A 5,103-nucleotide genomic window follows, 5' to 3' on the forward strand; every position below is an offset into this window, starting at 1 on the left:
ATTGTGTACGGCGATTAAAATTTAAAAATTTTGTCAAGAGTCAGTTTATGGCTTAACGATGGCTTTATATTTTTTATATAAATATATAATATTTCTCCGTGCTATAATCCATTCATGAAATGTGCACGTTTCAAAAATTGTAATGAAAAGAGAAATGAATTGGGGAATAGTTGGCTTATTGAAAACAGTTATTCAATCATTATTAAAAAGCGAGGTAAGTAATATGGAACAAAAACATAGTGGCATTATTTTTACTGCAATACCAGATGAATCGAATGAATATTATCGACCATTTTATGAAGACATTATTTATTTTAATGAATACTTAAATGAAAATAAAGCATTTACCGATCAACTTATATCTTTATCTGTTGAAGAGCAAGACTTTCATACAAACTTTTTTGAGTATGATGATATTTGGCTAAGAGATGTTGCACCAGTTGTAACAAATCATCTAGTTAAATTCAAATATCAACCAAATTACTTACCGAAAGATCAAGGACGATATTTAGATCAACAATTTAATAAATGGTTGAAAAARAACGAYTTTGAATATGTGACATCTCCATTGATATTAGACGGTGGAAATCTTATTTGGAATAAAAAAGATACCGTTATATTAACGGAACGCATATTTGATGATAACTATGATTGGACGGAAGAAGAAATTATAGAGCAACTGGAATGGGATTTAGATGTGAGTCGGGTTATTATTATTCCTGCTGAAGAGGGAGATGTACTTGCACACGCAGACGGGATGGTTAAATTTATTGATGAACATACAATGTTTATTAGTGATTTTTTAGGGGATCATGAATTTAGATATAAGGTTCAAGAGATTATTCAAGAGCAAATGCCAGAGGCTGAATTTATAGTTGTTCCTTCGTCATATACAGAGAAGGGTCAATACGATGAAGAGATAGCGTCAGCAAAAGGTTTATATATAAATATGTTAGAAACATGTGATACGCTTTACGTTCCTAAGTTTGGATTAGCTAAAGATGAGGAAGTTTTACGATATATTCAACAGCATACTGAGAAACAAGTTATTCAAAGTCATGTAGGAGAAATATCGACAATGGGAGGCGCGATGAATTGTTTAACGTGGTATTGTCCTAGTCATTTGTTACCTTCAAAAATGAAAAGGCTGAACGATCAGAATGAAGGTTCTTCAATCAGAAAAATATTTGATTGGTTTTAATAAATAAGCTTATATATAAGAAAATGTATTCAAGGGGTATTTATATGTATACAATTACTGAATTTTCACGGATTTGTAAAATGAGTACACGAATGTTAAGGCATTATGATAAAGAGGAAATATTGAAACCAGCATATGTGAATCCGGTAAATGGATATAGATATTATGAGCAAGGACAGCTTGAGATAGCGTTGAAAATTAAAAAGCTAAGGGAGTACAAGTTCCCTTTACCGAAAATTAAAATAATTCTTCAATCATCAGATCAAGATTCATTTATTAAACATATGCAATCACAAATTATAGAGTTGTCTCATGAGGTGAAACAAAATTTACAGGTCATTTCAGAAATGAATGAAATGGTAAATATGAATCATGCTTTAAATACTGCTTGTCATAGAAATTACGATATATTTATTGGAATGAGAAATGAAATAACAGTAATTGCTCAAAGACTGCAAATAAATATAGATGATATGGATGATTATTTTTATGACTTATATGAAAAAGTACAAAAGCATAACTTACAAATGGTTGGTTCGCCCTCTACGGTCTTTTATGATGAAGAGTATATTCCAAAYGAAAGTGATGTTGAATTAAGRATTCCGGTCATGCATGGGAACAATAAAGATGTAGTACAAGAATATGAAATAAAAAAAWTAAATCCACATCAAATCGTTACTACTATGCATTATGGAAGTTATGACTATATAGGCTACGCTTATATTGCGTTAGAAAAATGGATTGAAAGAAATGGTTATGTAATAGATGGTTCACCATATGAGGTCTACATAAAGGGAYCTGAATGTGATTGTTTAGTAGARGAGTATGTSACACAAATTTGTTTTTTAGTTAYGAAAATAGAMTGAGAATAAGGATTGACATTAACATTATGTCAATCCTTATTCTATTTATGTAAGTAATTCATCATAATAAAAAGGAGAAAGAATATGAAAAGAACAATCAYGATTATTTGTCTGATTCTAAGYATGACATGGGTTTCAGCGTGTACTCCTGGAGTAGGAGAAGGTGAGAATGGTAGCTTCGTTCTACCWAATCAGTTGCCAAAAAATGTAGTGTTTAAAAATGGTACAATCTATACTTCAAATGACAAGCAAGACATTGTAGAGGCTGTAGCCGTTAAAGAAGGAAAAATTACATTTGTTGGTTCAAACAAAGATGTAGAAGGATTTATAAATGAAGATACGAAAGTGGTGGATTTACAAGGGCGTTTTATTCTTCCTGGTTTTGTGGACAATCACAATCATATATTTGAGGCGAAATCACCAGCAGCAGGGAATTGTAGTGTTTCACCGGATGCTGCGCTGCAAGAACAACGCTCGTATTTAAAGGCTTGTAAAAAAGATGTGAAAGATGGCGAATGGATAAGCGGAACAGGATTTAGTTTGGAAGAGCTGTTAAAAGATATGGACGAAAAATCAGAACAACAAACGCCATTACAAGTTCTTGATGAGTTATTTCCTAATAACCCTGTATTAATTATGGAAAGAACTTCTCATTCTGTATGGGTTAACTCAAAGGCATTGGAATCAGCAGGAATAAATAAAGAGACGAAAGATCCGCAAGGCGGAAGAATCATCCGGGATCCAGAAACAGGAGAACCTTTCGGGCTTCTGTATGATACAGCAGGGGATATCGTGATGGAAAAAGCATGGAATTCCCAGCCCAATCTCTTTGAAAAAAATTATGAAGGTTTGTTAGACGGTTTAGATGAGGTTGCGAAGAATGGTATTACTACAGTCGGCGATGGACGTCTTTATTGGAAACGAGGCTGGTTAGATGTTTGGAATAAAGTWAATGATGAGAAAAAGTTAACGTCGCGAGTAGTACTTCGTCCGTGGGTATATCCGAACTTAAATGAAGCAGAGCAAATGGAGTATTTCAAAAAAATTAAGCGTGATGATGTATCATCTAGAATGCTTATTAATCAAGTGAAGATGTATAGTGATGGAATTAGCATTAACAGCACAGCTAAAATACTAGAAAAATATAAATTTGAGTGGTTTAAAGGAACACCGTACGGTTTGAACTATATTCCAGAAGAAAAAATGAAATGGTGGTTAACGGAACTTAATAAACTTGGTTACGGTGCACTCATTCATACGATTGGGGATGGCGGGGTAAGAGAGAGTTTAAATGCAATTGAAGCAGCGAAAAAAGAAGGTGCGAATCAGCCTTATACGCTCACACATGTTGAGATGGTAGAAGATAGTGATATAAATCGTTTTGCTAAGTTAGGTATTAGCGCTGATTTCCAAGTAGGCCATGATTTTGCRGAAGATCCTAAACAAAGCTGGGCAAGTACGTATTTTACAGATCAACAGATGAAACGAATTATGCCGTTAGGACGCATTTGGAAAACAGGAGCAAATGTATCGCTTAGTAGTGATTGGGATGTAAATGAACTAAATCCACTTGTGACAATTTCGAATGCGTTAAGTATTGAAGAGAAAGGCTTATCTGATATATATGCAGCTATTGATGCTTATACAATTAAGCCCGCCAAAGCATTAGGCCTTGATAATATTACTGGTTCAATTGAAGTAGGTAAATCAGCCGATATGGTATTACTAAATGAAGATATTACTAAAATGAGTGTTGATAAGATTCCAAATGCGAAAGTTTTAGTGACGGTTTTACAAGGAGAAGTAGTGTATCACAAGGGAAAATAAAGAATCAGTTTATGAAGTAGTTAATATATTTCTGTTGACCTTAACACGATGTCAAAGTTTAGACTGAACTTACATTCGAAGAAGGGGTGAACATGTATGAGAAATATGGAAAATAGTTTATATTATATGCCAGCTGAGTGGGAAAAGCATGAGGGGACATGGCTCCAATGGCCTCAGGATAAAGCTCATAGAGGTGAAGGTTACAGATCTAAGCTAGATGATATTTGGGTAACGATGGCAAAGGAGCTTCATTACGGTGAGAATGTGCATATTGTTGTATTTGATGAGGAAGAAAAAGTACATGTCCAATCTAAGTTAATKGAAGCGAAWGTWGATATGGATAAAATTGATTTYTTARTTSAAGARACGGATGAYGTKTGGATAAGAGATAATGGACCGATCTTTGTAAAAGATAAGGAAGGCAATCTCTGCTTAACGCACTGGGTATTTAATGGTTGGGGGGATAAATATCCGTATGAAAATGATGCTGTTATTCCGGAAAAAATAAGTGGAATGTATAGCATTCCAAAAGTTAAATCTAGTGTCTGTATAGAAGGTGGAGGAATAGAGATAAATGGAAATGGCACCTTAATGGCGGCAAAAACTTCTATTATAAATGAAAATCGAAATCCTACACTAAATCAGGAAGAGATTGAAATAGAGTTAACGAAGTATTTGGGAGTAACGAATTTTATATGGATAACTGGTATTCGCGGAGAGGATAATTATGATGAAGATACRGATTACCATATTGATGGGGCAGCGCGTTTTGTAAATGAAAATACAATTCTTTATGAATATGATCCTTTTGGGGAGAGTGAATCCTACCTTTTGGAGGCGTACGAAAAGCATTATCAAGAATTGCGACAAGCGAGAAATATAGATGGAAATCCATTTCAGCTCATCCCAGTACCGGTAACAAGAAAAGTGGTAAAAGAAGCAGACTGTAAGGGCTCGTATTTGAACTTTTATATTGGAAATGAAGTTGTATTAGTTCCTATATATGGTGATGAACATGATAAGTTAGGACTTCAAATCATTGAAGGGCAGTTTCCAGGAAGAAGAATTGTCGGTGTTTATGTAAATGAACTGTTTGCGTATGGTGGTATGATTCACTGTGTAACACAGCAACATTTAGCATAAAGTAACCGAAATGAAAAAAGCATGCAGAGTATATACTCTGCATGCTTTTTATAATGCTGAAAACTCTTC

At 34.0% G+C, this 5,103-nt stretch carries 4 protein-coding genes; all 4 read left to right on the forward strand.

Annotated elements, in window-relative coordinates:
- Window positions 1-223: 223 nt before the first annotated feature.
- The 4 genes from AC1DJR_RS16815 (at window position 224) to AC1DJR_RS16830 (ending at window position 5,034) form a co-directional block, all read left to right on the forward strand.
- Window positions 224-1,201 carry an agmatine deiminase family protein gene (locus AC1DJR_RS16815; RefSeq protein ID WP_002128426.1) on the forward strand — a complete coding sequence of 326 codons (978 nt, stop codon included), beginning with the start codon at window positions 224-226 and terminating at the stop codon, window positions 1,199-1,201.
- A gap of 44 nt (window positions 1,202-1,245) precedes the next feature.
- Complete coding sequence (locus AC1DJR_RS16820) at window positions 1,246-2,067, forward strand: MerR family transcriptional regulator (RefSeq protein WP_477003069.1); 822 nt, start codon at window positions 1,246-1,248, stop codon at window positions 2,065-2,067.
- An 81-nt stretch (window positions 2,068-2,148) separates the two neighbouring features.
- Entirely contained in the window at window positions 2,149-3,891 is a 1,743-nt protein-coding gene (locus tag AC1DJR_RS16825; protein WP_477003070.1) for an amidohydrolase, read from the forward strand.
- A 96-nt stretch (window positions 3,892-3,987) separates the two neighbouring features.
- Window positions 3,988-5,034 carry an agmatine deiminase family protein gene (locus AC1DJR_RS16830; protein ID WP_477003071.1) on the forward strand — a complete coding sequence of 349 codons (1,047 nt, stop codon included), beginning with the start codon at window positions 3,988-3,990 and terminating at the stop codon, window positions 5,032-5,034.
- Window positions 5,035-5,103: the final 69 nt, after the last annotated feature.

The organism is Bacillus sp. 05T31, from assembly GCF_056396725.1.